The sequence below is a fragment of the Labrys sp. F242 genome, assembly GCF_057813875.1.
Genome location: NZ_JBVASG010000003.1, coordinates 777596 through 803443, shown reverse-complemented (window position 1 = coordinate 803443; position 25848 = coordinate 777596). Strand labels below are relative to the sequence as shown.

The 25848-nt window shown below is 63.6% G+C and carries 26 protein-coding genes; 9 read left to right on the top strand and 17 right to left on the bottom strand.

All coding sequences use genetic code 11. The features are described from left to right. Positions 1 to 16: 16 nt before the first annotated feature. Entirely contained in the window at positions 17 to 1171 is a 1155-nt protein-coding gene (locus ACZYTC_RS23395) for an aminotransferase (protein WP_434958137.1), read from the bottom strand. A 110-nt stretch (positions 1172 to 1281) separates the two neighbouring features. Here ACZYTC_RS23395 and hslV point away from each other — a divergent pair, with 110 nt between their 5' ends. The 3 genes from hslV to ACZYTC_RS23380 are packed head-to-tail and all read left to right on the top strand — an operon-like array spanning position 1282 to position 2591. Beyond that, entirely contained in the window at positions 1282 to 1857 is a 576-nt protein-coding gene (gene hslV, locus ACZYTC_RS23390) for an ATP-dependent protease subunit HslV (protein WP_434958138.1), read from the top strand. A gap of 41 nt (positions 1858 to 1898) precedes the next feature. After that, on the top strand, positions 1899 to 2294 hold the full coding sequence (locus tag ACZYTC_RS23385; protein WP_488990635.1) for a hypothetical protein: 396 nt from the start codon (positions 1899 to 1901) through the stop codon (positions 2292 to 2294). A gap of 33 nt (positions 2295 to 2327) precedes the next feature. Further along, positions 2328 to 2591 (top strand): hypothetical protein, encoded by a 264-nt coding sequence (locus tag ACZYTC_RS23380; RefSeq protein WP_434958140.1) that lies wholly within the window; start codon positions 2328 to 2330, stop codon positions 2589 to 2591. Between the two features lie 146 nt (positions 2592 to 2737). Here the strand turns inward: ACZYTC_RS23380 and ACZYTC_RS23375 are convergent, their stop codons facing one another. The 4 genes from ACZYTC_RS23375 to ACZYTC_RS23360 all read right to left on the bottom strand — a co-directional run bounded on the left by ACZYTC_RS23375 (position 2738) and on the right by ACZYTC_RS23360 (position 7303). Next, positions 2738 to 3631 (bottom strand): carbohydrate ABC transporter permease, encoded by an 894-nt coding sequence (locus tag ACZYTC_RS23375; protein WP_434958141.1) that lies wholly within the window; start codon positions 3629 to 3631, stop codon positions 2738 to 2740. 14 nt (positions 3632 to 3645) lie between these two features. Beyond that, positions 3646 to 4584 (bottom strand): carbohydrate ABC transporter permease, encoded by a 939-nt coding sequence (locus ACZYTC_RS23370; RefSeq protein ID WP_441773180.1) that lies wholly within the window; start codon positions 4582 to 4584, stop codon positions 3646 to 3648. A 156-nt stretch (positions 4585 to 4740) separates the two neighbouring features. Further along, complete coding sequence (locus ACZYTC_RS23365) at positions 4741 to 6057, bottom strand: ABC transporter substrate-binding protein (RefSeq protein WP_434958143.1); 1317 nt, start codon at positions 6055 to 6057, stop codon at positions 4741 to 4743. 175 nt (positions 6058 to 6232) lie between these two features. Further along, complete coding sequence (locus ACZYTC_RS23360; protein ID WP_454815981.1) at positions 6233 to 7303, bottom strand: ABC transporter ATP-binding protein; 1071 nt, start codon at positions 7301 to 7303, stop codon at positions 6233 to 6235. Positions 7304 to 7666: 363 nt separating this feature from the next. Between ACZYTC_RS23360 and hslU the strand changes: the two genes are divergently transcribed. Continuing rightward, positions 7667 to 8968, top strand: coding sequence for an ATP-dependent protease ATPase subunit HslU (gene hslU, locus ACZYTC_RS23355; RefSeq protein WP_434958145.1), 1302 nt, complete (start codon positions 7667 to 7669; stop codon positions 8966 to 8968). A gap of 194 nt (positions 8969 to 9162) precedes the next feature. Continuing rightward, positions 9163 to 9966, top strand: coding sequence for a MetQ/NlpA family ABC transporter substrate-binding protein (locus ACZYTC_RS23350; RefSeq protein ID WP_434958146.1), 804 nt, complete (start codon positions 9163 to 9165; stop codon positions 9964 to 9966). A gap of 68 nt (positions 9967 to 10034) precedes the next feature. Here the strand turns inward: ACZYTC_RS23350 and ACZYTC_RS23345 are convergent, their stop codons facing one another. The 3 genes from ACZYTC_RS23345 to ACZYTC_RS23335 all read right to left on the bottom strand — a co-directional run bounded on the left by ACZYTC_RS23345 (position 10035) and on the right by ACZYTC_RS23335 (position 12869). Beyond that, entirely contained in the window at positions 10035 to 10697 is a 663-nt protein-coding gene (locus tag ACZYTC_RS23345; RefSeq protein WP_488990634.1) for a class II aldolase/adducin family protein, read from the bottom strand. 345 nt (positions 10698 to 11042) lie between these two features. Beyond that, complete coding sequence (infA, locus tag ACZYTC_RS23340; protein ID WP_149253648.1) at positions 11043 to 11324, bottom strand: translation initiation factor IF-1; 282 nt, start codon at positions 11322 to 11324, stop codon at positions 11043 to 11045. A gap of 237 nt (positions 11325 to 11561) precedes the next feature. Beyond that, positions 11562 to 12869: a DEAD/DEAH box helicase gene (locus tag ACZYTC_RS23335; RefSeq protein ID WP_434958148.1), complete on the bottom strand. Its 1308-nt coding sequence runs from the start codon at positions 12867 to 12869 to the stop codon at positions 11562 to 11564. Positions 12870 to 13507: 638 nt separating this feature from the next. Here ACZYTC_RS23335 and ACZYTC_RS23330 point away from each other — a divergent pair. The 3 genes from ACZYTC_RS23330 to ACZYTC_RS23320 all read left to right on the top strand — a co-directional run bounded on the left by ACZYTC_RS23330 (position 13508) and on the right by ACZYTC_RS23320 (position 16796). Beyond that, on the top strand, positions 13508 to 14536 hold the full coding sequence (locus ACZYTC_RS23330; RefSeq protein WP_488990633.1) for a tetratricopeptide repeat protein: 1029 nt from the start codon (positions 13508 to 13510) through the stop codon (positions 14534 to 14536). A 204-nt stretch (positions 14537 to 14740) separates the two neighbouring features. Then, positions 14741 to 15088 (top strand): tetratricopeptide repeat protein, encoded by a 348-nt coding sequence (locus tag ACZYTC_RS23325; protein ID WP_434958150.1) that lies wholly within the window; start codon positions 14741 to 14743, stop codon positions 15086 to 15088. A 109-nt stretch (positions 15089 to 15197) separates the two neighbouring features. Further along, a complete protein-coding gene (locus tag ACZYTC_RS23320) occupies positions 15198 to 16796 on the top strand; it encodes an inorganic phosphate transporter (protein ID WP_488990632.1) in 1599 nt (532 codons plus the stop codon). Positions 16797 to 16853: 57 nt separating this feature from the next. Here ACZYTC_RS23320 and ACZYTC_RS23315 read toward each other — a convergent pair whose 3' ends face one another. Both ACZYTC_RS23315 and ACZYTC_RS23310 read right to left on the bottom strand, forming a co-directional pair. Further along, positions 16854 to 17570 carry a copper homeostasis protein CutC gene (locus tag ACZYTC_RS23315; protein ID WP_488990631.1) on the bottom strand — a complete coding sequence of 239 codons (717 nt, stop codon included), beginning with the start codon at positions 17568 to 17570 and terminating at the stop codon, positions 16854 to 16856. Beyond that, the gene (locus tag ACZYTC_RS23310) at positions 17567 to 18481 is read right to left on the bottom strand and encodes an ROK family protein (protein WP_488990630.1); all 915 of its coding nucleotides are present in this window, start codon (positions 18479 to 18481) and stop codon (positions 17567 to 17569) included. Before ACZYTC_RS23310 ends, ACZYTC_RS23315 begins: the two co-directional genes overlap by 4 nt. A 191-nt stretch (positions 18482 to 18672) precedes the next feature. Here ACZYTC_RS23310 and ACZYTC_RS23305 point away from each other — a divergent pair, with 191 nt between their 5' ends. Continuing rightward, a complete protein-coding gene (locus tag ACZYTC_RS23305; protein WP_434958154.1) occupies positions 18673 to 19662 on the top strand; it encodes a LacI family DNA-binding transcriptional regulator in 990 nt (329 codons plus the stop codon). A 54-nt stretch (positions 19663 to 19716) separates the two neighbouring features. On the opposite strand, the gene ACZYTC_RS23300 is transcribed toward ACZYTC_RS23305, so the two are convergent. The 7 genes from ACZYTC_RS23300 to ACZYTC_RS23270 form a co-directional block, all read right to left on the bottom strand. Further along, a complete protein-coding gene (locus tag ACZYTC_RS23300) occupies positions 19717 to 20508 on the bottom strand; it encodes a transporter substrate-binding domain-containing protein (RefSeq protein WP_434958155.1) in 792 nt (263 codons plus the stop codon). 19 nt (positions 20509 to 20527) lie between these two features. Continuing rightward, complete coding sequence (locus ACZYTC_RS23295) at positions 20528 to 21445, bottom strand: isoaspartyl peptidase/L-asparaginase (RefSeq protein WP_488990629.1); 918 nt, start codon at positions 21443 to 21445, stop codon at positions 20528 to 20530. Then, positions 21445 to 22179 carry an amino acid ABC transporter ATP-binding protein gene (locus ACZYTC_RS23290; protein WP_441773187.1) on the bottom strand — a complete coding sequence of 245 codons (735 nt, stop codon included), beginning with the start codon at positions 22177 to 22179 and terminating at the stop codon, positions 21445 to 21447. Before ACZYTC_RS23290 ends, ACZYTC_RS23295 begins: the two co-directional genes overlap by 1 nt. A gap of 1 nt (position 22180) precedes the next feature. Further along, positions 22181 to 22852 (bottom strand): amino acid ABC transporter permease, encoded by a 672-nt coding sequence (locus ACZYTC_RS23285; protein ID WP_441773188.1) that lies wholly within the window; start codon positions 22850 to 22852, stop codon positions 22181 to 22183. Next, a complete protein-coding gene (locus tag ACZYTC_RS23280) occupies positions 22852 to 23523 on the bottom strand; it encodes an amino acid ABC transporter permease (RefSeq protein ID WP_441773189.1) in 672 nt (223 codons plus the stop codon). Before ACZYTC_RS23280 ends, ACZYTC_RS23285 begins: the two co-directional genes overlap by 1 nt. A 161-nt stretch (positions 23524 to 23684) precedes the next feature. Then, positions 23685 to 24641 (bottom strand): ABC transporter substrate-binding protein, encoded by a 957-nt coding sequence (locus ACZYTC_RS23275; protein ID WP_434958160.1) that lies wholly within the window; start codon positions 24639 to 24641, stop codon positions 23685 to 23687. A gap of 299 nt (positions 24642 to 24940) precedes the next feature. Further along, complete coding sequence (locus tag ACZYTC_RS23270) at positions 24941 to 25843, bottom strand: OmpA family protein (protein WP_441773190.1); 903 nt, start codon at positions 25841 to 25843, stop codon at positions 24941 to 24943. Positions 25844 to 25848: the final 5 nt, after the last annotated feature.

Here is a 25848-nt window from a genome sequence, read left to right as displayed (position 1 = left end):
GGCGGTTCCCGCTCAATCACCCCCGCCGCGCCACGCCCTTCAGATTGGCGAGCGCGGCTGCCAGGGTCTCGTCCCGCTTGGCGAAGCAGAAGCGCACCACGGTCGTTACCGCATCCTGCGCATAGAAAGCCGAGACCGGAATGGCGGCGACCTTGTGCTCGACCACCAGGCGTTGGCAGAAGCCGACATCGTCCTCCTCGATGCCGCTGGCCGTCAGGTCGATGTTGAGGAAGTAGCTCGCCTGGCTCGGCAGGGTGGCGAAGCCGAGCTCGGCCAGCCCCTCCGCAAACCGATCGCGCGAGCGTTGCAGCGCTGCCCGCATGCCGGTGAAATAGGCGTCCTCCTTGCCGAGCCCGTAGGCGACGGCAGTCTGCAAATTGGGAGGCGTGGTGAAGGTGAAGAACTGGTGCGCCTTGGCAATCACCTTCAGGATCGGCGCGGCCGCCATGACGAAGCCGACCTTCCAGCCGGTGAGCGAGAAGATCTTGCCGGCCGAGCCGATCTTCACCGTGCGCTCGCGCATGCCGGGAAAGCCGATCAGCGGCCGGTGCACCCGGCCGTCGAACAGCACATGCTCCCAGACCTCGTCGCAGACGGCGATGGCGTTGTAATGCACGCAATATTCCGCCAGCAGGGCCTGGTCTTCGTCCGAAAAAGCGATAGCGGCCGGATTGAGTGGGTTGTTGAACAACACTACCTTCGTGCGCGAGGAAAAGGCGGCATCGAGCGTCTCGCGCGTCAGGCGCCAATGGGGCGGTTGCAGCGTGACGAAGCGCGGCACCCCACCCGCCCGGCGCACCAGCGGCAGATAGGCGTCATACATCGGCTGGAACAACACCACCTCGTCGCCCGGCTCTATCAGCGCCATCAGGGCGTCGGCAATCGCCTCGGTGGCGCCGGAGGTGACCATCACCTCGGTTTCGGGATCAAGCGCCACGCCCTGGAAGCGGGCATAGTGCTCGGCGACGGCGCGGCGCAGCTCGGGCAGGCCGAGCATGGGCGGATATTGGTTCCAGCCCGTCATCACGGCCTCGGCCGCCTTTTCGCGCACGTCGAGCGGCCCGGCATCGTCCGGAAAGCCCTGGCCGAGATTGACGGCATCATGCTCGCGGGCAAGGCGCGACATGGTTTCGAAGACGGTGGTGGAAAGGCCGGCGAAGATGCTGTTCATGCCGAATCGATAGACGAGTTGAGTGAAGCGATAAAGGGGACTCTCGCCTTCCCGCCCTTTGCCTTTTGCCCGGGACCTCCTAGATAGAGGCCATGTTCAGTGAGGTTCCGATGACATCAGATCGTTCCGCCGGCCCCGACAGCGGCCCCCGTTCGCCCTTTCACGCCACCACCATCCTGATGGTCCGCAAGGGCGGGCGCGTGGTCATCGGCGGCGACGGGCAGGTCAGCCTCGGCCAGACCGTGATCAAGGGCAATGCCCGCAAGGTGCGCCGGCTCGGCAAGGGCGACGTGATCGCCGGCTTTGCCGGGGCCACCGCCGACGCCTTCACTTTGTTCGAGCGGCTGGAAGCCAAGCTCGAGCAATATCCCAGCCAGTTGACGCGGGCCTGCGTCGAGCTCGCCAAGGACTGGCGCACCGATCGCTATCTGCGCCGGCTGGAGGCAATGATGCTGGTGGCGGACAAGTCGGCCGGGCTGGTACTGACAGGCACGGGCGACGTGCTGGAGCCCGAAGGCGGGGTGATGGCGATCGGTTCCGGCGGCAATTATGCGTTGGCCGCCGCAAGGGCGCTGGTCGACACCGACTATGATGCCGAGGCCATCGTCAAGAAGGCGATGAACATCGCAGCGGATATCTGTGTCTATACCAATCATAACCTGGTGATCGAGAGCATCGATCTCTGATAAGAGGTGGGCATTCACATCAGGCAGAAAGCCGCCCGCGCATGCTCTCGTTCCGGATCAGCCTCCCCGTCATCTTCGCCGCTTTCGCCCTTGCCGGCTGCACGGCGGAAAAGCAGCCCGAATTCCCCACCACCAACCCCCTCGAAAAGGCCTGCCAGGCCGAGGGGGTGAAGGCGGGTACGGCCATGGCGGACTGCATGCGGCGCAAGGCCTCACAGGGTATTGCCGGCGACACCTGCAGCCGCAAGGGCGTCCGGCCTGGCTCGCCGCAACGGGAGCGTTGCGTCAAGCTGGAAGCCGAGTACAGCCAGGCGAGTTCCGAATGCCAGGCCCAGGGCCTCGGCACTTTTGGGCCTGAAGAAGTCGCCAAGTTCAAGGCCTGCATTACCGGCAAGGCTCCGGAGGCGGCTGCCTACAAATTCGCCGAGGACAAATAGGCGGGACATCGCGTCACCTGAACGGGAGGCCGCGTGAAGGGCAGGCTCGACATCAGCGGCTATGACAGCTGGACGCAATTGGCGATGCATCTGGTGGTGCTGCTGGCATGCCTGCTCGCCAGCGCGCTGATCTGCTTCGGCCTCGTCGCGGTGAGCGCGCCCTTCGTGCTGTTGCAATGGATCGGCTTCTTCACCCTCGCCAAATTCGTCTATTTCGTCGTCGCCTATGTGCTGTTCGGCGGCTCTTTCATCGACCCGCTTGAGCAGATGTATGAGGATCGGCGCAACCGGCGCTGAGACATGGGTGGCCACCGCATATTTGATCGCCATTTCCCTGGGACTGCCAGCATCCTGCTGGCTCTTTGTTTCCAACAAGGGCGGCGTTTCCAAGAGCCAGCAGGATGCTGGCGGTCCCAGAGAAAAGCGGCCGCAATGCGAACCAGTTATTCCTTCACCGCGCCCGTCATCGAGGACACGTAATAGTCGACGAAGAAGGAATAGAGGATCACCACCGGCAGGGAGCCGAACAGCGCCCCCGCCATCAAGGATCCCCATTCGAAGATGTCGCCCCGCACCAGTTCGGTGAGCACGCCCACCGGCACCGTCTTGTTCTCGGACGACTGGATGAAGGTCAGCGCGTAGATGAACTCGTTCCAGGACAGGGTGAAGGCGAAGATGCCGGCGGAAATCAGGCCCGGCACCGCCAGCGGCAGGATCACCCGTACCAGGATCTGCCAGCGCGAGGCTCCGTCGACCAGGGCGCTCTCCTCCAGCTCATAGGGGATCGAGCGGAAATAGCCCATCAGCAGCCAGGTGCAGAAGGGAATCAGGAAGGTCGGATAGGTGAAAATCAAAGCAAGCTTGGTATCGTAGATGCCGAGCTTGAAGACGATGAAGGCGAGTGGGATGAACAGGATCGAGGGCGGTACCAGATAGGCCAGGAAGATCAGGAGGCCGACGATACGCGATCCCCTGAACCGGATGCGTTCGATCGCATAGGCGGCGAGAACCGAGGCAAAGAGTGCCAGCGCCGTCGCGCCAACCGAGACATAGATCGTGTTGAGCAACCAGCCCGGATAGGAGGTCTCGAACAGGAGATAGCGGATATGTTCGAGCGTGGGTCCTACAACCCAGAACGGGCTGTGATTGGCGTAATCGGTCAATTGGTCGTTCGGCTTTACCGTGGTGATCGCCATCCAGTAGAACGGGAACAGCAGCACGATGACGAAGACCAGTAGGGGCAGGTAGACCGTCACCACCCGCCGCGGCAGGCTGGAGAGATAGGCCATACCCTCGACGTTGTCGGTAAGCGGCGCGGTGGCTTGTTTCGAATTCATCGTCGTGCCTCCGCTCATTCCTGTCCACCCTGTTGCCAGCGCCGGCGCTGCAGGCCGAAGAAGCTGAACAGGATCGCGGCCAGCAGGAAGGGCACCATCGCCACCGCGATGGCCGCGCCTTCGCCGAGCTGGCCGCCGGGAATGCCGCGCTGGAAGGAAAGGGTCGCCATCAGATGGGTGGCATTCACAGGCCCCCCCTTGGTCAGCACATAGATGAGCTGGAAATCGGTGAAGGTGAACAGCACCGAAAAGGTCATCACCACGGCGATGATCGGCGTCAGCAGCGGCAAGGTGACATGACGGAAGCGCTGCCAGCTCGTGGCGCCATCGAGCGAAGCGGCTTCCTGCAGCGAAGGCGAAATGGTCTGGAGGCCGGCCAGCAGCGAGATGGCGACGAAGGGAATGCCGCGCCAGACATTGGCGACGATCACCGAGATGCGGGCATTGACGGGATCACCGAGGAAATTGATCGGCTGCTGGATCAGGCCAAGCTGCATCAGCGTCCAGGAGATGATCGAGAACTGCGCATCATAGATCCACCAGAAGGCCAGGGCCGAGAGCACGGTGGGCACGACCCAGGGCAGCAGCACGATCGCCCGGAACAGCGACTTGAAGGGCAGATGCTGGTTGAGGAGCAGAGCGAGCCAGAGGCCGAGGCCGAATTTGAGGATCGAGGCAACGACCGTGTAGACGACGGTGTTGAACACCGACATCCAGAACACCGAATCGGCCCAGAGAAACTCATAGTTCTCCAGCCCGACGAAAACGCCCTCACGCCCGATCTTGGTGTCGGTGAAACTGAGCCAGACGCCCAGGCCCAGCGGATAGGCCAGCAGGCAGATCAGGAACACCGCCGCCGGCAGCATGAAGAGTGTGCCGAGCGCGCCCCTGCTCTGCGCCAGCCTGGCGAAGGCGGAAGGTCGCGGCCGTGGTCTCGATGTCGCGATGCTCATGGGGTGCCTTGGTGGAAAACGGGATATCGAGGTTTACCATGGGGCTACGCATCCACCCCTCATCCCCCTGCCGGGACCCAAGGCACTTCCGCTGAAAGTGCCAGGTCCCGCAAGGGGAGAAGGGGTGCAAGCGCAACCTATCCGACCGGCAAGCCCCTATACCCGGTAATAGCGATTGGCCCGCTTCTCGGCCTGGGCGGCCGCGTCCTCCGGCGACATCTGGCCTGTCACCGCGACCGCATACATGTCGACCAGCACATAATCGGCCATCACGCCGGCCGAGGCATAGCCGAGGGGGCCGGCATAGCCGTTGGGGCGCAGCGTCTCGGAGGCATGCGAATAGGGTTCATGGATCGGATCGGCCGTCCACACCGGATTGGCGGCAAAAGCCTTCAGGGCCTGGCAGCAATAGGCGCTGGATCCGCCGATCCAGGCATTCATCTGCGCGTCCTCATACATGAATTTCAGATAGGCCTTGGCCGCCTCGGGATATTTGGAATGCTTGAACAGCAGCGCCGAGGTGGTCTGGTGCAGTTCGACCTTCTGTCCCACGGGACCGACCGGGAAGTTGACCGTGCGGATATCCGCGGCCAGGTCCTTGAGCTTGGCGTCCTTCTTGGCCGCGTAATAGAGCGAGACGCCATTGGCGGTCAGTGACACCTGTCCGGCCAGGAAGGCACGGTTGTTGTTGATGTCGAGCCAGCTCTCGGTGCCGGGGATGAAGGTCTCGTAGAGCGATTTGGCATATTTGATCGAGGCGATGGTCTCGGGCGAGTTGATGGTGACCTTGCCGCTTTCGTCGACCATCTTGCCGCCATGGCTCCACAAGAGCCAATGGGCATAATTGTTGCCGTCGCCCACGGCCTTGCCATGCGGGAAGCCGGCCGGGGTGCCCTTGGCCTTGAGCGCCTTGCACAATTCGAGGAAGCCAGCGGTATCCTTGGGGAATTCGCTGAAGCCGGCTGCCTTCATATGGCTGTCGCGATAGCAGATGGCGTTGCCGATCGCCGCCAACGGCAGGGCGATGAACTTGCCCTCGCGCGTGGCGTAGCCCTTCAGGCCGTCATACCAGCCGCCATATTTGCCCCCGAGATAGGTGCCGAGTTCGGTGAGGTCGACCAGCTTGTCGGGATATTGATGGGCGTCGTCGAACCAGCACAGCACAATGTCCGGGCCTGAGCCGACATTGGCGGCCACCGCCGCCTTCGGACGAATGTCCTCCCAGCTCTCCTTGTCGACGCGGACCTGCACGCCGGTCGCCTCGGTGAACTTCTTGGTATTGGCGAGCCAGGCATCTTCGTCGCCCTGCACGAAGGGGGTCCAGCGCAGCACGCGCAGGCTTGCGCCTTCCTCGGGCTTGTAGCTGGGTTCGGCTGCCTGGGCGAAGGCTGGCGCAACGCCAAGGCGGCCAAGCCCGGCAGCCGCGGCGAGGCCCGCGGAAGCAGTGAGCAGATCACGTCTGTTGATCGTCATCGAAGTCCTCCCTGGCAATGGCAATTATTTATGGCCCGAACGCCGACCGATATGCCGGGCGTGCAGGCAAGCAGTTTTCGTCAGCTGTCAGAAAAGACGAGCCCAGCCTTCGCAAGGACCGCGCTCGTTCCTGCCGCCGAATGCGGAAGCGATATCAAGATGCCGCCCTGGCCGGTCAGGCGGCAGGCTCCAAACGGCGGCCATTTTCGGCATCGAACAGATGGGTCGAGCCGACATCGATGGAGACATTGATGGTCTCGCCAGGTTGGGCCGCCACGCGCTCGTGGAAGACGCAGGCCACGTCCACGCCCGCGAGCTTGGCCATCATATGGGTCTCGGATCCCGTCGGCTCGGTGACCACGACGGTCAGCGGAATGCCGCTGGCACTCAATCGCAGGCTCTCGGGCCTGAGGCCGTAGATGAGCGGCTTGTCGGTCGTCTCGCGCGGCACGCGCGTCGGCAGAACGCTGCCATCCGCGGCGATGAAGCGGCTGGCATCCTGGGGATCGAGCCGGCCCTTGATGAAATTCATTGCCGGCGAGCCGATGAAGCCGGCCACGAACAGATTGGCCGGCTGGTCATAGAGCTCAAGCGGGGCGCCGATCTGCTCGACGATGCCGTCATGCATCACCACGATCTTGTCGGCCATGGTCATGGCCTCGATCTGGTCGTGGGTGACGTAAACCGTCGTCGTCTTCAGGCGCTGATGCAGTTCCTTGATCTCGGCGCGCATGGCCACGCGCAGCTTGGCGTCGAGATTGGAGAGCGGTTCGTCGAACAGGAAGACCTGAGGGTCACGCACGATCGCGCGGCCCATGGCGACGCGCTGGCGCTGACCGCCGGACAATTGGCGCGGATAGCGGTCGAGCAGCTTGGACAGGCCGAGAATTTCAGCGGCCGGCTTCACGCGCTTTTCGATCTCGGCCTTGTTGGCGCCCTTCAGCTTGAGCGAGAAGCCCATATTGTCGGCCACGCTCATATGCGGATAGAGCGCGTAGTTCTGGAACACCATGGCGATGTCGCGCTCTTTGGGCGGCAGGTTGTTGACCACATCCTTGCCGATGCGGATCTCGCCGTCCGAGATGTTCTCCAGGCCCGCCAGCATGCGCAGGAGCGTGGATTTCCCGCAGCCCGACGGGCCGACCAGGATCACGAACTCGCCATCGGCAATCTCGATGTCCACGCCCTTGATGACGGGGTGGGTCCCGAATGATTTCCTGACATTGACGAAGTCGACTGACGCCACGACGCTTCCCCCCAAGCAAAAGGATGATGTTGCCCGATCGCCGCCACGAGGGGCGGCATTTCTGCCTTCTCGGCCTCTTTCGGACCGTATCGAACCACCTGCGGAAGCCGGCCCGCCATCGGAAGGGGCCGGTCCATGCAAGCGGCGGCATCCTGACGGTGGGACAAGACCCCTGTCAAGGCAAAGAGCCCCTCATCCCGCACAAATCTTCAGACCAATGTTTTCCAGCGGAAGCGCAGCGCTATCATCATACCGCCGCGCCTTTGTTTGCCTCGCACAATTGCAGGAGCGCCTTTAATTCTCGATGCTGGATTTTCGCGCTTCAGCCATTATGTAGCAGCTTTACCCTTCCCCCGAGTGCCTATGTCCAATTTCTCTCCCCGCGAAATCGTCTCAGAACTTGACCGTCACATCGTCGGCCAGCACGACGCCAAGCGCGCCGTCGCCATTGCCCTGCGCAATCGCTGGCGCCGCCTGCAGCTCGACGAGACGCTGCGCGAAGAGGTGATGCCCAAGAACATCCTGATGATCGGGCCGACCGGCGTCGGCAAGACCGAGATTTCGCGCCGCCTTGCCAAGCTCGCCAATGCTCCCTTCCTGAAGGTGGAAGCCACCAAATTCACCGAGGTCGGCTATGTCGGGCGCGACGTCGAACAGATCGTGCGCGATCTCATCGATATCGGCATAGCCTTGGTGAAGGCCGAAAAGCGCAAGGAAGTCCAGGCGAAAGCTCATCTCGCCGCCGAGCAGCGCGTGCTCAACGCCCTGGTTGGCGCGACGGCGAGCCCGGCGACCCGCGACAGCTTCCAGAAGAAGCTGCGTGCCGGCGAGCTCGACGACAAGGAAATCGAGATCGAGATGAAGGATACGTCCTCGCCGTCCTTCGAGCTGCCCGGCTTGCCCCAGGGCCAGATGGGCGTGGTCTCGATCGGCGACATCTTCGGCAAGGCCTTTTCGGGACGCACCAAGACCAAGCGCACCACGGTCCGCGAAAGCTATGACCAGCTGATCCAGGAAGAGGCCGACAATCTGCTCGACCAGGACCAGATCGTGCAGGAGGCCATCCGCCAGGTCGAGAACAACGGCATCGTCTTTCTCGACGAGATCGACAAGATCTGCGCCCGCGAGAATCGCGGCGGCGCCGATGTCAGCCGCGAAGGCGTACAGCGCGACCTCTTGCCGCTGATCGAGGGCACCACCGTGTCGACCAAACACGGCGCGGTGCGCACCGACCACATCCTCTTCATCGCTTCCGGCGCCTTCCATGTCGCCAAGCCATCCGATCTGCTGCCCGAATTGCAGGGCCGCCTGCCGATCCGCGTCGAGCTGCAGGCTCTGACCCAGGACGACTTCCGCCGCATCCTCACCGACACGGAAGCCAGCCTGATCAAGCAATATGTGGCGCTGATGGGCACCGAGAACCTCACCCTGGATTTCACGCCGGAAGCAATCGACGCCATCGCCGCCATAGCGGTGCATGTGAACGCCACCGTCGAGAATATCGGTGCGCGCCGGCTGCAGACGGTGATGGAGCGCATCCTCGACGAGATCTCCTTCACCGCCCCCGACAAGGGTGGCGAGAGCGTCACCATCGACGCCGACTATGTGCAGAAGACGGTGGGCGACCTCGCCAAGAACACCGATCTCAGCCAGTTCATTCTGTGAGCGGCTAGCACCGTCCGAGCAAGAAGGGGCGCGATCTGCCTTCCCTCACGTCGTGGAGAAGGCTGATCGCGCCCTGTTTCGCGAGGTCCAATTACGAGGATCGTAGGGTTTAGAATTTAATATATAATTTTTATAGACTATATTGATTGAGCTTACTAGCATCGTTCCGACCTGTTCCAGCAAGAGATCGATCGATGCCTCCTTCCCTCACTCGCCGCTCCGTTCTGTCGCTCGCCGCTGCGTCCCTGCTGACCGCTCCCGCAGCCGCATGGGCCACGCCCACCCGCATCCGCGTCGGCGCCACGCCCGGGCCCATGGCCGAAACCCTGGAAGCGGCCAGGCCGGTCGCCGCCAGGCGCGGCCTGGAGATCGAGGTGATCGAGTTCTCCGACTATGTCGTTCCCAATGCTGCGCTGGATGCGGGCGAGATCCAGGCCAACGCCTTCCAGAACCAGCCCTATCTCGACAACCAGATCGCGGATCGCGGTTACAAGATCGTCGGCATCGCACCGATCATCAATTCGCGGCTCGGTGTCTATTCACGCCGGCACAAGGCCTGGAGCGAGGTGCCCGATGGTGCCACCATCGCCATCCAGAACGACCCGACCAATGGCGGCCGCACGCTCCTGCTGCTGCGCGACAAGGGCGTGATCACGCTCAAGGACGGTGTCGGCTACAAGCCGATCGTGGCAGACATCACCGCCAATCCCAAGCAGTTGCGCTTTCTGGAGGTCGACGCCGCCCAGACGCCGCGTTCGCTCGATGACGTCGATGCCGCGGCGGTCAATGCCAATTACGCCGTCACCGCCGGCCTCGATCCCACCAAGCAGGCTCTGCTGCTGGAGGAACTCAAGCCGCAATACACCAATTTGATCGCGGTGCGCACGGCGGACAAGGACCAGCCCTGGGTGCCGATCCTGGCAGAGGCGTACCGCTCGCCCGAGGTCAGGGCCTTTGTCCTGGACAAATACAAGGGCGCCTATGTGCCGACCTGGTGAAGTGTCGACATCCGCCGACGGGATCCCGCTCCCCTGAACGATCCTCTACTCCACCAGGACTTCGAAGCTTATGGCTTCTTATCCTGCAGGCCGTAGTTCTTGAAGCCCTCGATCACCTGCGCGATCTCGCTGTCGGGCAGGATGTTGGCGCCGTCGATCTGCAGCGCATGATAATATTGCTTGGCCAGCGTTTCCAGCTCATGGGCGAGCCACATCGCCTTGTCCAGGCTGGAGCCGACCGCGATCATGCCGTGATTGGCGAGCAGGCAGCCATTGCGGCCTTCCAGGGCCTCAAGGGCGAAGCGCGACAATTCCTCCGAACCGTAGCGGGCATAGGGCGCGCAGCGTATGTCGGGTCCGCCGAATGCCGCGATCATGTAATGGATGGCCGGGATGGGCTTGTGGGCGATGGCGAGGATGGTGGACCAGGTGGCATGCGTATGCACCACGGCACCGGCATCCGGGCGGCCCTTGAGGATGTCGAAATGGAAACGCCATTCCACCGAAGGCTTGAGCGGGCCTTGCCAGGCGCCATATTCGCCCTCGAAGGGCATGGCGGCGATCATCTCCGGTTCCATCTCGTGATAGGGGACGGCCGAAGGCGTGATCAGCATGCAGTCGCCGAGACGAGCAGAAATATTGCCGGAGGTGCCCTGATTGAGACCGTTGGCATTCATCCAACGGCATTTTTCAATGATGGCGCGGCGCAGGCCGAGTTCGTCTGGGCTCATGAGGGATCTTCCGGATTCGAGGCTATTCCATCGAATGCGGAAGAAGGTCCCGACATGGCAAGCTCTAATCGCGGGATGAGCGAAATTGAGCGCCTCAGAAGGCAATTCAGGGGCTTTGCACGCGAAGCTGCGTCCCAAGCTTCTGGATCTACACCGGACAACTCGTCCGATGGGGGCATGCCCCGCGATGACAAAAGTCGAGACTCACCGAGCTTTTCGACCGGCCCCGCAGGGCCGCCCGACTCCTGGAGTAGGCGCGTTGAGACGGAAACGCTGCTTTACTCCAGCTCTTTGGTTCGATGTGTCTTTGCGATTCTTGGCGTGACCGCCAAATCGCAAAACGCTTTAGCGGCGACGCATATTGCCGCCACCGCGCTGCGGCGGGCGGGGGCCGGATGAAGCACGCTCGTCCTTGTGGCGGAAGATGATGCGGCCCTTGTCGAGGTCGTAGGGCGACATCTCGACGGTAACGCGATCGCCCTCGATGGTCTTGATGCGGTTCTTCTTCATCTTGCCGGCCGTGTAGGCGATCATCTCGTGGCCATTGTCGAGCTTCACGCGAAAACGGGCATCCGGCAACACTTCGGAGACCGAGCCTTCAAATTCCATCAGTTCTTCTTTTGCCATGTGCAGGTCCTGTCAAAGCGTTTTGTGATTTGGCGGAATCACCAAGAATCGCAAAGACGCATCCAAACGAAGCGTTAGAACAAAGAAGCGTCCACACCTAGAGCAAAGCGCGTTTTGGCAGAAACGCCGTTTGCTCTAACTCTTTGGTTCAACGCGTCTTTGCGATTTGAAGTGTCTCCATCAAATCGCAAGACGCCATGGACGCCCTTTGCTCCCAGAAAAGGATAGGCCGCGCCCTCAGGCGGCGCGACGCTGGTTGTTGCGGCCACCCGGACGGCGCGCGCCCCCCGAGCGGGGCTGGCCCGATTGAGGCTTTTCGGCTTGCCCATTGTTCCGGGGCTTGCCGTTGGGCTTGCCCTGGTGCGGGTGACGAGGGCCGCGTTCGCCATGCTTCTGATCGGCTTCCAGCCCCTGTACGGGAGCGGCCACCGTCAGCGGCTTCTTGGTCAGGCGTTCGATCGCCTTGAGCTCGTCGCGCTCATTGGGATCGCAGAAGGAATAGGCGATGCCGCTGCGACCGGCGCGGGCGGTGCGGCCGATGCGGTGCACATAGCTCTCGGCATCCACCGGCATCTCGAAATTGATGACATGGCTGATGTCGTCGACATCGATGCCGCGGGCGGCGATATCGGTCGCCACCAGGATGCGCGAGGCGCCGGAACGGAAATCCTCCAGGGCCTTCTGGCGAGCATTCTGCGACTTGTTGCCATGGATCGCCGCCGAGGGGATGCCGGCCTTGTCGAGATGGCCCGAGACGCGGTTGGCGCCATGCTTGGTGCGGGTGAAGACGATGACGCGGCTCATTGCCGGATCGTTGAGCAGGTGCAGGAGCAGCGAGCGCTTCACCGATGCCGGCACGTGGTAGACATGCTGGTCGATCTTGTCGACCGTCACCACTTCCGGCGTCACTTCGATATGCACGGGGTTGAGGAGGATCTCCTCGCCGAGCTTCTTGATCGTCTTCGGCATGGTGGCCGAGAACAACAGGGACTGGCGCTCCAGCGGCGTCTCGTCGACGATCTTGAGCACGTCACGCGAGAAGCCCATGTCGAGCATGCGGTCGGCCTCGTCGAGGACGAGAACTTCGACCTTGTCGAGGCGAACCTTGCGCTGCTGCACGAGATCGAGCAGGCGACCGGGGGTGGCGACCAGAATGTCGACGCCATCGGAAAGCGCCTTGACCTGCGGCACCTGGCTGACGCCGCCGAACACCACGGCGCAACGGAAGCCCATATGCACGCCATAGGAGCGGAAGCTCTCGTCGATCTGCAGGGCCAGCTCGCGGGTCGGGGCCAGAATCAGGGCGCGGGTGCCCTTGGCGCCGGCACCGTGGCGGGACTTCGACAGGCGCTGCAGGATCGGCAGCGCGAAGGCAGCCGTCTTGCCAGTGCCGGTCTGCGCCAGGCCCATCATGTCGCGCCCCTCGAGGAGGGCGGGAATGGCCTTGTGCTGGATCGGGGTGGGGGTCACATAGTTGGCGGCGTCAAGCGCACGCAAAAGCGGCTCGGCCAGGCCGAGCGCTGCAAAAGTTACTTCGGAAGTCACATCAAATCCTTCATGCCACGCTCATCGAGCGGACAGCAGCGCGCCACCGTCCGGGTCCGCGATCGCAAGTCCGTCGTCAGCCGGAAAGGCATGATGAGGCGGTACGGCGATATCGCGACCCACGCGCGGATGGGAGCAGCGGAATGTTATTGGGGACGGCCGGGAGGTGAGGCGCTGCTTCTCAAAAAGCCAAAAACCAGCGCGCCGCGCGAACCCCCGAGCGGTCGTTACACACGGTTGCTGCGCTTTTCGCAGTGCAAAGTCAAGGGAAAAGCAAAGAAGCGCCTTTTCATCCAGGCATTCGAAGTGGACGGAATGCCCCTCCAGGGATAACGGGCATCCCGGTTTCCTCTCCCACGAATGCGCCGTATCCAGGGGCAGAAGGGGATAACGGCTTCCCGGGGCAACTGACGGGTCCGCCGCCCCTGGAGCAAAGCGCGTTTAGACGGAAACGCTGCTTTGCTCTCGCTCTTTGGTTCCAAACCAATCCAATGGATTGTCTGGAGCGTCTTTGCGATTCTTGGCGATTCTTGGCGATTACGCCAAATCACAAAACGCTCTAAGGCGGCCGTTTCCCACGCCACCGATCGCGCCTATAGATGGTGGGCTGCGTTTACCGCCCTACCGCGACTTCCACGATGCTGCCTCTCAAAGCCCTGGTTCCGGCCTTCCTGGCGCTCCATCCGCACAGTCCTGCCCAGCCGCTCGACTGGAAGGCCTGCCGACAGGGCGCGCCGGACCGCGTCATCATCGCCTGCACCTCGATTGTGGATCTGGGCGGCGTCAACGATGGGGCCAGGACGATCGCCCTGATCGCGCGCGGGAGTGCCTATGCCGCCAAGAAGCAGCCGGCCCGGGCGCTGGAGGATCTGCGCCTGGCCACCCTTCTCGATCCGCGCAATCCCGACGGATTCTACGCACTGGCCGGGCTCTATGGCCGCCAGGGTGATATCGAGCAAGCCATTCTGGCCTATGACAGCGTAATCCGGCTCAATCCCAAGCACGTGCTCGCCCTGACGTCGCGGGGCTATGCCCGTGCCAGCCGCAGGGAATTCGCTCTCGCCATCGCCGACTATGATAGGGCGCTGAAATTCAACCCGCGCCATGCCGAGGCCCTGCGCCTGCGGGGTGCCGTCCGCGGCCTCAGGGGTGACGATATTGGGGCCATCGCCGATTTCGACCAGGCCATCGGCCTCAACCGCCGGGACTGGTCCGCCTTCTTCAACCGGGCCATCGCCAAGGACCACCGCCGCGATTTCAACGGCGCCGTGGCCGACTATGACGAGGCCTTGCGCTTGAGGCCCAACAATATCGCCGCCTTGCTCGGGCGCGGCGCCGCTCATCATCACATGGGTGCGCTCGACAAGGCGATCGCCGATTACAGCCTGGCGGTCGGCCTGGCGCCGGACAATGCACAGGCCCTCTACAATCGCGGCACCGCCTACGCCAATGCCGACGACACCGCACGCGCCATCGCCGATCTCGACAAAGCGATCAGGCTTGATGGCAGCAACGCACTGGCCTTTCTCAATCGGGCAGGCGCCCATCGCAAGCGCGGCGATTTCGAGCGCGCGCTGGCCGACTACGATCGTGCCTTGCAGCTCAATCCAGGCCTGCCGCAGGCCATGGCGGGGCGCAAGCTCGCCCTCGAGCGTCTGCGCAACTGAAGCCCCCTGCCCTCTAGGCAGAGTTTCCCGGTAATTCCGCCTCATCGCAAGACGCTCTAACGCAACGCCATGGACATTCCCCAACGTTGCTGCTCATATGTGAGCAGGTTCTTTCGAGTGGACCTCATGACTCTTGCAGCGATTGAGGGGAGCTTCGTTGCAGTTTCGGCAGGTTCCGTAGAGGTGCAAAGGCGTTTCGTCCGCATGTCCGCATCCGAAACCACTCCGGCCGACGCCACTCCGGCACGGCCCGACGAGCAGGACTTCGACAGGGCAATTGCTGAATTCAGCAAGGCGATCGAACTCAAGCCCGATGCTGTCGACGCCGTTTACGGACGGGCTCTTGCCTATCAATACAAACAGGCCTTTCCCGCGGCGATCGCCGATTATGACAGGGTGATCGCGCTCGATCCCGGCCATGCCGATGCCCTCTTCAAGCGCAGCATCGTCCATCGACAGCTCGGAGCCTTCGAGAAGGCCACTGCCGATTTCGACCGGGCGGTGCAGCTTCTCTGGCGGCAGCGGCTGCTTCCCTCGACGAAAGAGCCCTGATCAGCCCTCCTTCTTCCTCGTCGCCGGTCAAGATTAACATTTTGTCATCCAACCTTCACGAACCCCGCCTAAGGGTCGCCAGACCATGGAAACACGGGGGTGTTTGGAGATGACGGACGTTACATCTGGCCAGAGGAGCGGCCATCCGCTCGATAGGCCGAACTCTCTTGGCAGCTTGCCCAACATCGCGATCGCCGTGATCCTGCTCGGGGGCCTCGGCTATGTCTGCTACGCACTGGCCGCCGATCTCACGGGCGCCGTGGCAGTGCCGTGGATTCTGCTCGGCCTCGCCCTGCTGATCGCCCTCGGCTTCGAATTCGTCAACGGCTTCCACGATACCGCCAATGCGGTGGCGACGGTGATCTACACCCATTCGCTGCCGGCCGAATTTGCGGTGATCTGGTCGGGCTTCTTCAACTTCCTCGGCGTGCTCACCGCGAGCGGCGCGGTCGCCTTCGGCATCATCTCGCTGCTGCCGGTGGAACTCATCATGCAGGTCGGTTCGAGCGCGGGCCTGGCCATGGTGTTCGCTCTGCTGATCGCCGCCATCGTCTGGAACCTGGGCACCTGGTATTTCGGCCTGCCGGCCTCGAGCTCCCACACCATGGTCGGCTCGATCATCGGTGTCGGCCTCGCCAACCAGTTCCTGGCCCCTGCCGGTTCCGCCACCAGCGGCGTCGACTGGTCCCAGGCCAAGAATATCGGCCTGTCCTTGCTGGTCTCGCCGGTGTTCGGCTTCGTGCTGGCCGGCGCCCTGCTGCTGGTGATGAAGCTCGTGGTGCGGAACAAGGCTCTCTATGTCGAGCCGAAAGGCAATCAGCCGCCCCCGCTGTGGATCCGCGGCCTTTTGATCCTGACCTGCACACTGGTCAGCTTCTTCCACGGCTCCAATGACGGCCAGAAGGGCATGGGCCTGATCATGCTGATCCTGATCGGCGTGGTACCCACCGCCTTCGCCCTCAACCGCACGCCCGACATCAACTATCTCGAGACCTACAAGGCTGCTTCGAGCGCGGCGGGTTCGGTCCTGGGCAACTACATCAAGCCGGCCGCGACGGTCGCTCCCGCCGATGCCAAGGCCAAGGTCTCCGAGGCGGTGCGCACGCGCAGTTGGAACGACGAGACGACGCCAGCCCTGAAGACCTTCATCGAGCAGACCACCTCCCAGCTCTCGCCTTACGGCTCGGCCTCGGCAGTGCCCGCAGGACTGGTCTCCAATACCCGCAACGACATGTATCTGATCGGCGAGGCCCTGAAGCTGATCGATTCCAAGAAGCTGCTGCCGGTGTCGGACGCCGATCTGAAGACGATCAAGACCTATCACACCGCCACCGACAACACGACCAAGTTCATCCCGACCTGGGTGAAAGTCGCCATCGCCCTGGCCCTTGGCCTCGGCACCATGGTGGGCTGGAAGCGCATCGTGGTGACGGTCGGCGAGAAGATCGGCAAGACCCACCTGACCTATGGCCAGGGTGCCTCGGCCGAGATCGTTGCCGCGGCGACGATCGGTGCTGCCGACTATCTCGGCCTGCCGGTGTCGACCACCCATGTGCTGTCGTCGGGTGTCGCCGGCACCATGGCGGCCAATGGCACCGGGCTGCAGATGTCGACGGTGCGCAACCTGCTGATGGCCTGGATACTCACTTTGCCCGCCTCGATGGCGCTGTCCTTCCTTCTCTTCGTGGTGCTGCGCCAGGTCCTCTGAGGCGGCACATCTTGTTCGCCGGAATGGCCGCCTTCGGGCGGCCATTTCTTTTCCGGCTTATGCCATCGCCTTGCGGAAAGTGCAGACGATGTCGGCGCGGGTCTGGCGCCGCCGCCCCACGGCAAAGCCCAGGCGGACGGCCTCGGCGCTCCATGGCTCCCCGGCGGCGGAACAGGAACTGTGCACCTCGGAGACGGGAAGCGCCGCCAGCAATGGAGCGATATTGGCCGGCGTCAAGCCCGAACCCGGCATGATGCCGATCCGCCCCCGGGCGGCCCGATGCAGGCGCACCAACGCCTCCAGTCCCTCGGGCGCGGTGACGGCTCCTCCCGATGTGAGGATGCGTTCAAAGCCGAGAGCAACGGCCGTCTCCAGAGCCGCCAGCGGCTCGGGAACGAGATCGAAAGCGCGATGCAGCGTGGTGCCGAGCCCCTGCGCCTGCACCCGCAGGCGCGACAGCAGGGCCTCGTCGAGCTGGCCGCCGGGCTGGGAGGCACCCAGCACCACGCCGGCGAGCCCTGCTCCTCCCGCTGCCTCGATATCATCAAGCATGATCTCGCTTTCCCGCGCGGAGAACACGAAATCGCCGGCCCGCGGCCTGATCATGGCATAGACCGGGATCGGCGCCTGCGCCGCCAGCCGCATCAGCCCTGATGATGGCGTCAGGCCACCGAGTTCGAGCGCCGAGCACAGTTCGATGCGATCGGCGCCACCCTCGATCGCGGCTTCGAGGCTGTGGGCGTCGGCAACGCAGATTTCAAGCAAGGCGGTCATAGGCGTTCTCCCTGGCGGGCGAGCAGGGCCGCGCCGATCAGCCCGGGTTCCGGCGCGAGGATGCTGGGCACCACCAGCGGCTCCGGGGAGTGCCGCAGGATGCGGCCGCGCACCGCCTCGTCCAGCCTTGCGATCAATTCCGGCACGCTGGCAAGGCCGCCCCCGACCGGCACTATGTCGGCGCCGACGATATTGACGGCCAAGGCCAGGGGAGAGGCGACGAGATCGACCTGACAAGCCACGCTGCGCGCCGCCGCTGCCTCGCCGGCCCGCCAGGCCGCGATGATCTCGGTACTGTCGCGTTCAACGCCGGTAAGGTGGCGATGCAGCCTTTCGAGGCCGCGGGCTCCTCCAACCGTATCGACGCAGCCTTTCTGGCCACAGCCGCAGGCGAAGCGGGGGAGCGCGACCGGCGGATTACCCGATTGCGTCGCCGCCACCGGTCCATGCCCCCATTCGCCGGCAAAACCGCCCGCGCCGGTTAGGATCCGCCCGTCGATGACCAGGCCGCCACCGATGCCCGTGCCGAGGATGATGCCGAAAACGATGCGATGCCCGCGCCCAACGCCTTTCACAGCCTCGGCAAGGGCGAAGCAGTCGGCGTCATTGGCAACATGCACCGGCACGCCCAGGCGTTCGGCAAGGTCGGGGCCCAGCCGCCGCCCGTCGAGGCAGGGAATGTTGGCGCAGGTGATAATCTCGCTGCGCGGATCGACGACGCCGGTGATGGACAAGGCGACGCCGCCGCCAGCCCCGCCCCCTGCTTGCCTTCTGAGATCCGCGAGCACCTGCACGAAGGCCTCGAAATCGCCGAGCGGCGTTGCAACTCGGGCAAAGGGCCTGATCTCGCCTTGAGGCGTGGCGACAGCCGCCTTGATGGCGGAGCCGCCGATATCGAAGCAGATCGTCATTGACAGAAGAGACCTTCCAAGCCGCTGTTTCCTGTATTAGAGCAAAGTACGATTTCCCTGAATCGTGCTTTGCTCTAACTCCTTGTTTTGACGCATTTTCCAGGCGAAAATCTATCGCCTTTCTGAAAAATGCTTTAGCGCGTGTCGTCAGTCATGGTTTCGAATTTCCGGCAAGGAGCGTGCAAGGCCTCATGAGGCGTAAGGCAGCACCGACCATCAGCGACGTGGCCGCACTCGCCGGCGTCTCCAGGGCCGTGGCCTCGCGCGCGCTCTCCGCCTCCAAGCGGCCGGTGTCCGGCGCCAAGCGCGATCGCGTCCTGGCCGCGGCCGCCGAACTCGGCTACCGCGTCAACCTCCTGGCGCAGAGCCTGACGACCAAGACCGTCAATCTCGTCGCCGTCCTGGTCAACCATATTCACGACCTTTCCGACCTCGATCTGTTCGACCTGCTGCTCGCCGAGATCCAGGCGGGCGGGCGGCAGGTCATCCTGGTGCGCGTCGGCTCCACCGACAAGGTCGAGGAATTCCTGCGTCAGGGCGTGGCCTATCACGTCGATGCCGCCCTGGTATTCTCCGATTTCGCCGATGCGGCGACGGTGCGGCGCATGTTCCGCTCCGACCTGGTGGTCATGCTGAACGGCCGACATGACCACCGCTCGCCCGCCATCATTCCCCACGAAGCCGTCGGCATCGGCCAGGCGGCCGCGGATGCCGCTGCCAAGGGCGTGAGGCGCGCCAGCCTGGTCACGGGCCGGGCAAGCTCCCTGGTGGAACAGGCGCGCATCGGCCTTTACGCCCAAGCTTTCGCGGCTCATGGCATCGAGTTGCTGCGGACCTTGCAGGGCGACTATTCCTATCGTTCCGGTCATGCTCTCGCGCCGGGCCTGTTCGAGGGCGACCACCCCGACGCGGTATTCTGCACCTCAGATGCCATGGCGATGGGCATTCTCGACGTGTTCAGGGCCGATTTCCCCGGCAACCGGCCGGCACGCTTCCGCCTCTACGGCTTCGACAATCTCTCGCTGCTCGATTTCGAGGCCTATCCGATTTCCTCGATCGGCTATGACAAGGCCGCCTATGTCGCCCGCATGGTGCGCCTGCTCAACGAGCCGCCGGTGGTCGAAAGCACATTCGAGCCGGAGTTGGTGCCGACCCGCTATGTGCCGCGCCTGACGGGGTGAGACGAGGCGTTATTGCCTCCTCCCCTTTGCGGGAGAAGGTTTTGCGCCGTCTCCTCACCACAGCGGCGTGAGCTTGGGCGGATTGGCCTTCTCGCCCCACCATTTCTTGTAATTGGCCTCGTAAGCGCCGGACTGGATATAGTCGGACACGAACATGTCGAGCCAGCGCACGAATTCGGGATCTCCCTTGGCGACCGCGATGCCGATGGGATCGTTGGAATAGAGCCCCGGCAGGGTGGCGAGCGAGGGGTTCTTGGTGGCGAGATAGTCGAGCAAGGACGAATCCTCGATCGCCGCGTCCACGCGCTTTTGCTGGAGCTGCAGCACGCCATCGGGCGCGAACTGGTCGACATAGACGAGATTGGCCGTCGGCACCGCCTTCTTGAGGAAGCTCTCGCCGGTGGTGCCGCGTCCCACCACCACCGACTTGCCGCCGAGATCCTCCAGCTTGGCGATGCCGGCATCGGCCTGCACCAGGATGCGCAGGCCCGCCCGGTTATAGGGAATGGAGAAATCCACCGTCTTGGCCCGCTCCAGCGTGGCCGAAGTATTTGCGACCACGATGTCGAGCTGCCCGGAAACCAGCATCGAGATGCGGGCATCGCCGGAGACATCGGTGAACTCCACGGGCACGCCGAGCTTTTCGGCCAGGAGGGTGGCGACGTCGACATCATAGCCGACGGGATTGTTCTGGGCGTCTCGGAAGCCGATCGGCTCTCCCCCCAGCGAGACGCCTATGCGCACGCTGCCGCGCGCGCGGATGTCGTCGAGCTTGCCGGCAAACGCCGGCAGGGCGGCGCAGGCGGCGATCGCCAATCCCAATAATGCGGGCAGGATTTTCTTCATGTTTGTGCACTCCCCTCAGTCAGATTGTTCTTGCCGGCCGGAGCTCGGGCTCCGCCATGCCGTCTTCCCACAGCCAGTAGCGGATCTCGCCCTCACAGCGGAAATTGACGACCTCGTGCTGGCCTTCGGCATCGGCCGCATGGATGACGACACCGCCGAGAAACCCCTCGCTGAGCTCGGCGAGTTCCTCCACGGCAAGGTCGACGGCTTGGCGCAACGACCGGCCGAGCTTGAGCGCGAGCACGATGGTGCGCGCGGTGGCGCAGCGCATGGTCATCTCGCCGGTATGGGTGCAGACGGCGGCACCATAGCGGCTGTCGGCATAAAAGCCGGCGCCGGGAATGGGGCTGTCGCCGAGGCGGCCGGGATATTTCCAGGCCCAGCCCGAAGTCGAGGTCGCGGTGTGGATGCCGCGCCGCGCATCGGCACTGAGGAACACGGTGGTATCCCTCACCCGCTCCGGATCGGTGATCGTACGCGATAGAGGCGCAAGCGGTATATCGGGAAATCGGGCCAATTGCTCGGCACCGAGTTCGTTTTCCAGGCGCTCGCGCCAGACACGCCTGGAGTCTTCGATCAGCACATCATCGACGGAGAAACCGATTTCACTGGCGAAGCGGCGAGCGCCGTCGCCCGTCAGCATGACATGGGGCAGGCGCTTCATCACAGCCTGGGCCAAGGCGGCGACCGGGATAGTGTTCGGGACGGCGCCGACCGAGCCGATCTCCTTGGTGGTGCCGTTCATCACGGCAGCATCGCATTCCATCACGCCGAGCATGTTGGGCCAGCCGCCAAAGCCGACGCTGCGCACGCGCGGCTCGGCCTCGACCCGGCCTATGCCGGCAACCATGGCGTCGAGGCTGTCGGCGCCCACACGCAGCATCTCGACCGTCAACGGGAATCCGGGCCAGGCTTCGGCATTGGCAAGGAGCAACATCAGTCTTTCCGCATTTTCGAAAGGAATTGCGCGATGCGCGGATGGTCACGCCCCACTTCCGGGGCAAAGAAGGCCTGCGTCGGCAGGTCGACCAGCAGCCTGCCATGTTCCAGGAAGACGATGCGGTCCGAAATGCGCCGGGCGAATTCCACCTCATGGGTGACGAACAGCATGGTGGTGCCGGAGCGGGCAAGCTTGGCCAGGATCGCCAGCACTTCGGCCGTCATCTCCGGATCGAGGGCGCTCGTCACTTCGTCGAGCAGAAGATAGCGCGGGTTCATGGCAAGCGCCCGGCAGATGCCGACACGCTGGCGCTGGCCGCCCGAGAGCTGGGCCGGATAGGAAGCCGCCTTGTCGCGCATACCGACCTGCTCCAGGAGGACGATGGCCCGGTGTTCGGCCTCCGCCCGCGACTGGCGCAACACCTCCAGCGGCGCCAGGGTGATGTTCTGCAGCACGGTCAGATGCGGATAGAGATTGAACAGCTGGAACACGGTGGCCGAGCGCTTGCGCGCCTCGGTGAGATCCCGTGGCGCGGCGACATCGAAATCGTCGATGGTAATCCGGCCTGCATCGAGCTTCTCCAACCCGTTGATGCAGCGGATCAGGGTTGATTTGCCCGAACCGGAGGAGCCAAGCACCGAGACGACCTGCCCGGGTTCGATGGCGAGGTCCACGCCGTCGAGCACGCGATGGGAGCCGAAATCCTTGCAGACCTTCTCGACCTTCAGCACGTCAGATCCCCCTCCAGGCGCTATGGGCCCTCAGCCTTGCCTCATAGCGCGTACCCAGCCAAGCCAAGGTCTTGGCCGCCGCGTAATAGAACACGCCGACCACGGTCCAGACCACGAAGGGCTTGAGGGTGCGCAGATTGAGGATGTTGCCGACCTTGGTCAGGTCCATCACGCCGATCACCGAGATCAGCGAGGTGACCTGGAGCTGGTTGACCAGGAGCCCGGTCAGCGGCCCGATGGCGAAGGCGATGGCCTGTGGCGCGACGACATGCTTGAGCACCTGCCACCGGGTGAGGCCGAATACCCTGGCAGCCTCGAGCTGATCGCGCCCCACAGCGTCGATGGCGGCGGTGGCGATCACATAGACGAAGGCGGCGGTGTTGCCGGTCAGGGTGATCGATGCCGCCGTGACGGGCGTGACATTGATCTTCAGGAAGGCCGGCAGGCCGAAGAAGACCAGGAAGAGCTGCACCAGCACAGGCGAGTTCTTCAGCAGTTCGGTTACGGCCGTCAGCACCGGATTCAGCCCCGGAATACGGTAGAAGCGCAATCCCGCCAGCAAGGCGCCGAGCGCCAGCCCGGCCAGCGTGGTGCCGACGAACAGGCCAAGGGAGACGCCGAGCCCCTGCGCCAGCAAGACGAGGTCATAGGGTGTGAACTCGGTATACCGCATCAGCGCACCGCCTCCATCATGTCCCGGTTGAGGCGGCGATGGATGAGGCCGATGGCGAGCGAGATGAGATAGGTCATCGCGGCGTAGATGACGAGCAGCGCGGCATAGACCTCGAAGGGGCGGAAGGTGTTGGAGGCCACGATCTTGGCCGTGCCGGTCAGTTCGTTCAGCGTGATAACCGAGAGGATGGAGGAAGTCAGGACCAGGTTGATGAACACCGAGCCGAGCGGCCGGATCGAAGTGCGCAGGGCGATCGGCATGATGACGCGGGTGAAGATGGTGCGCCTCGACAGGCCGCTGACTTCGGCCGCCTCGAGAATGCCGGTATCGATGGCGAGAATCCCGGAGCGGATGACGTCGGACGCAAAGGCGCCGCCGGCAATGGAGAGCGCGATAACGCCGGTGGCGAAGGCGTTCAGATAGATGCCGATTTCCGGCAGCCCGTAATAGAAGAAGAAGAGCTGCACGATGAAGGGGACGTTGCGGAAGAGGTCGACATAGACGAAGGCGAGCCGCCGCAACGTGGGCGAGGCCGAGGTGCGCGCGATTGCCACCAGCGCCCCGCAGACGAGGCTGCCGGCGAGAGCCAGAACACAGGCCTCCAGCGTCAGCAGCGCGCCATGGGCGAGGAAGCCGACATAGGGCGTGAGGATGGCAAGATCGAAGCGCATGCTCGCTTCTTCAATAAGTGAAACCGGTTTCACTTTGAGTTACGAGCCCGCCAGTGTCAAGCTGCCGGGACGAGAGCGTCTCCCTGGAGCGCGGCGTTTCCAAGAGCGGACACCGCCCCATGACTTCATGGGGCGGTGAGGTCCGCGCTCCAAAAGAGACTTTAGCGGGCGGCTTCCCAGCCCTTGTAGTTCGCAAGGTTTTCACTGGTGATCAGCGCGGGGTCGAGCAGGATCACGTTCGGATCCGGCTTCTTGCCATCGACGATCCCCGCTCCCAGTTCCAGCGCCTTGCCGGCCATGGCGTAAGGATCCTGCGACGCCGAAGCCTTGATCATCGAAGTGCCGCTCTTGAGCTGGACCTCGATATCCGGCGCACCATCGACACTGGTGATGAAGAATTCACTGCGGTTGAGCTGCTTGGCGGCGAGCTCGACGCCAATGGCCGTCGGGTCGTTGATCGCGAAGACGGCATCGACCTTCTGGAAGCGGGTTAGCAGGCTCTGGGCGATGGCGAGGCCGCCGTCGCGCGAACCCTTGGCATCCTGATCGTCGGAGAGGATCTTGATGTCGGGGCTCTTGGCGAACACCTCCTTGCAGCCCTTGACCCGGTCGATCACCGAGGAGACCTGCGGCCCGTTGACGATGAGGACGCTGCCTTTGCCCTTGAGTTGGTCGACGATGTACTGGCAAGCTTCGGCGCCGGCCTTGACGTTGTCGGTCATCACGGTGACATCGACCCCGGTCGCACCGACATCGAAGGCCGCCACCACGATTCCGGCCGCCTGTGCCTTCTTCACGGCCGGCAGGATGGCCTGCGGATCGACAGCGTTGAGCATGATGACGTTCACGCCGGAAGCGATGAAATTGTCGATCTGGGTGAACTGCTTGTTGAGGTCGTATTCGGCGGAGACCGAGGTCACCTCGACGGCGGGATTGATGGATTTGGCCTTGTCGGTGATGCCCTTGATCGTGGCGACGAAAAAGGGATTGCCGAGCGAGCCGACCGAGACGCCGACCTTCTTCAGGCTCTGGGCCGATGCGGGACCGGCAAGCCCCACCGCCAGGGCCATGGCGACCCCCGTCAGCGCGGCGCCTGCGATGCGACGTGAAAACTTCATATGGCTCTCCTCTGGAAACCCTTCCTCCCCCTGCGGCCTTTAACCCGTCAGGGAGGCAAAAAGTCCGGGAGGGCCGGTCCAAAGTCAAGCGAGCAAAGCGGTCGACTGCGAAATAATCTGACAAATTCAGGCTCACGCGGCCGGCCTTCGCTGCGAAGCGAACGCCAGCACGCCTCGCCGGGTAGCATGGTATGTCAGAAACCCCACAGGCACGGCGTTGTCGCCAGCGAGGCCGCTATAGCACCGATATCAGGCCGTGGCGGAGCTTGCCGTCCGGCTGCATGCCTGGCTCCGCCGGATCACTTCACCTGATATTCCACCCGCCGATCAAAGGAGTAGAGGTCGTCACGGCTGTATTTGGAGCGATCGTCGGCGGCGAAGGGCTCGCGGTCGCCGCGACCGACGACGCGAATGAAGATCGACAGGCCGCGGCGGCGCAGCGCCTCGGCCACCGCCAGGGCGCGGGCACTGGACAGCCTCATATTATGCTCGCCGCTGCCACGCTCGTCGGTATGCCCGATCAGGGTGACCTCGCCAATGCTCTGGGTCTTGAGAAAGTTGTAGAGATCGTCCACCGCCTTATCGCCGTCGGCCGTCAGCACCGCCTCATTGGTGTCGAAGCGGATCGGCACCGGCACGGACACTGCCGTGAAATTGCGAAAGGTCGGCACGATCACGCCTTCGGCCTGGCCGCGCACGCCGCGTGAGGAGATATAGCTCGGCGCCAGCGACTTGGCCTGATAGGCGCGCTTGGCCAGATATTCCTCGATCTCGCGCGGTGGCGCCTTGGGCACGTCCTTGACGTTGCGGATGTCGTTGATGGCCGCCTCATAGGCCTCGACGGCCGCCGGATAGTCCTTTCCATCATATTTCACGTCGCCCAGTGCCATCGCCACCTGCCAGGGCCGGGCGATCGCCGCCGCGCTGGCGACGGCCTGCGGGCTGTAGCTCCCGCCAGACTGCTCGCCGGCGAGCAGCACGGCCAGAGCCATCGAGCGGCGCGCCTTGGCGACATAGGCGCTGTCGCAGGAAGTATCCTTGGTGATGGCCTCCGCCAGGGCCGGCAGGGCATCCGCCTTGCCGGCACCGATCGCCGCCTTCACCTGCGCATCCAGGCTGGCGCAATCGGCCAGGGCCGCGCTGACTGCCGCCAGGCCGACGGCCGTGGCGACACCCAGCTTCAGGATGAAGGAAACGCCCATCCTCA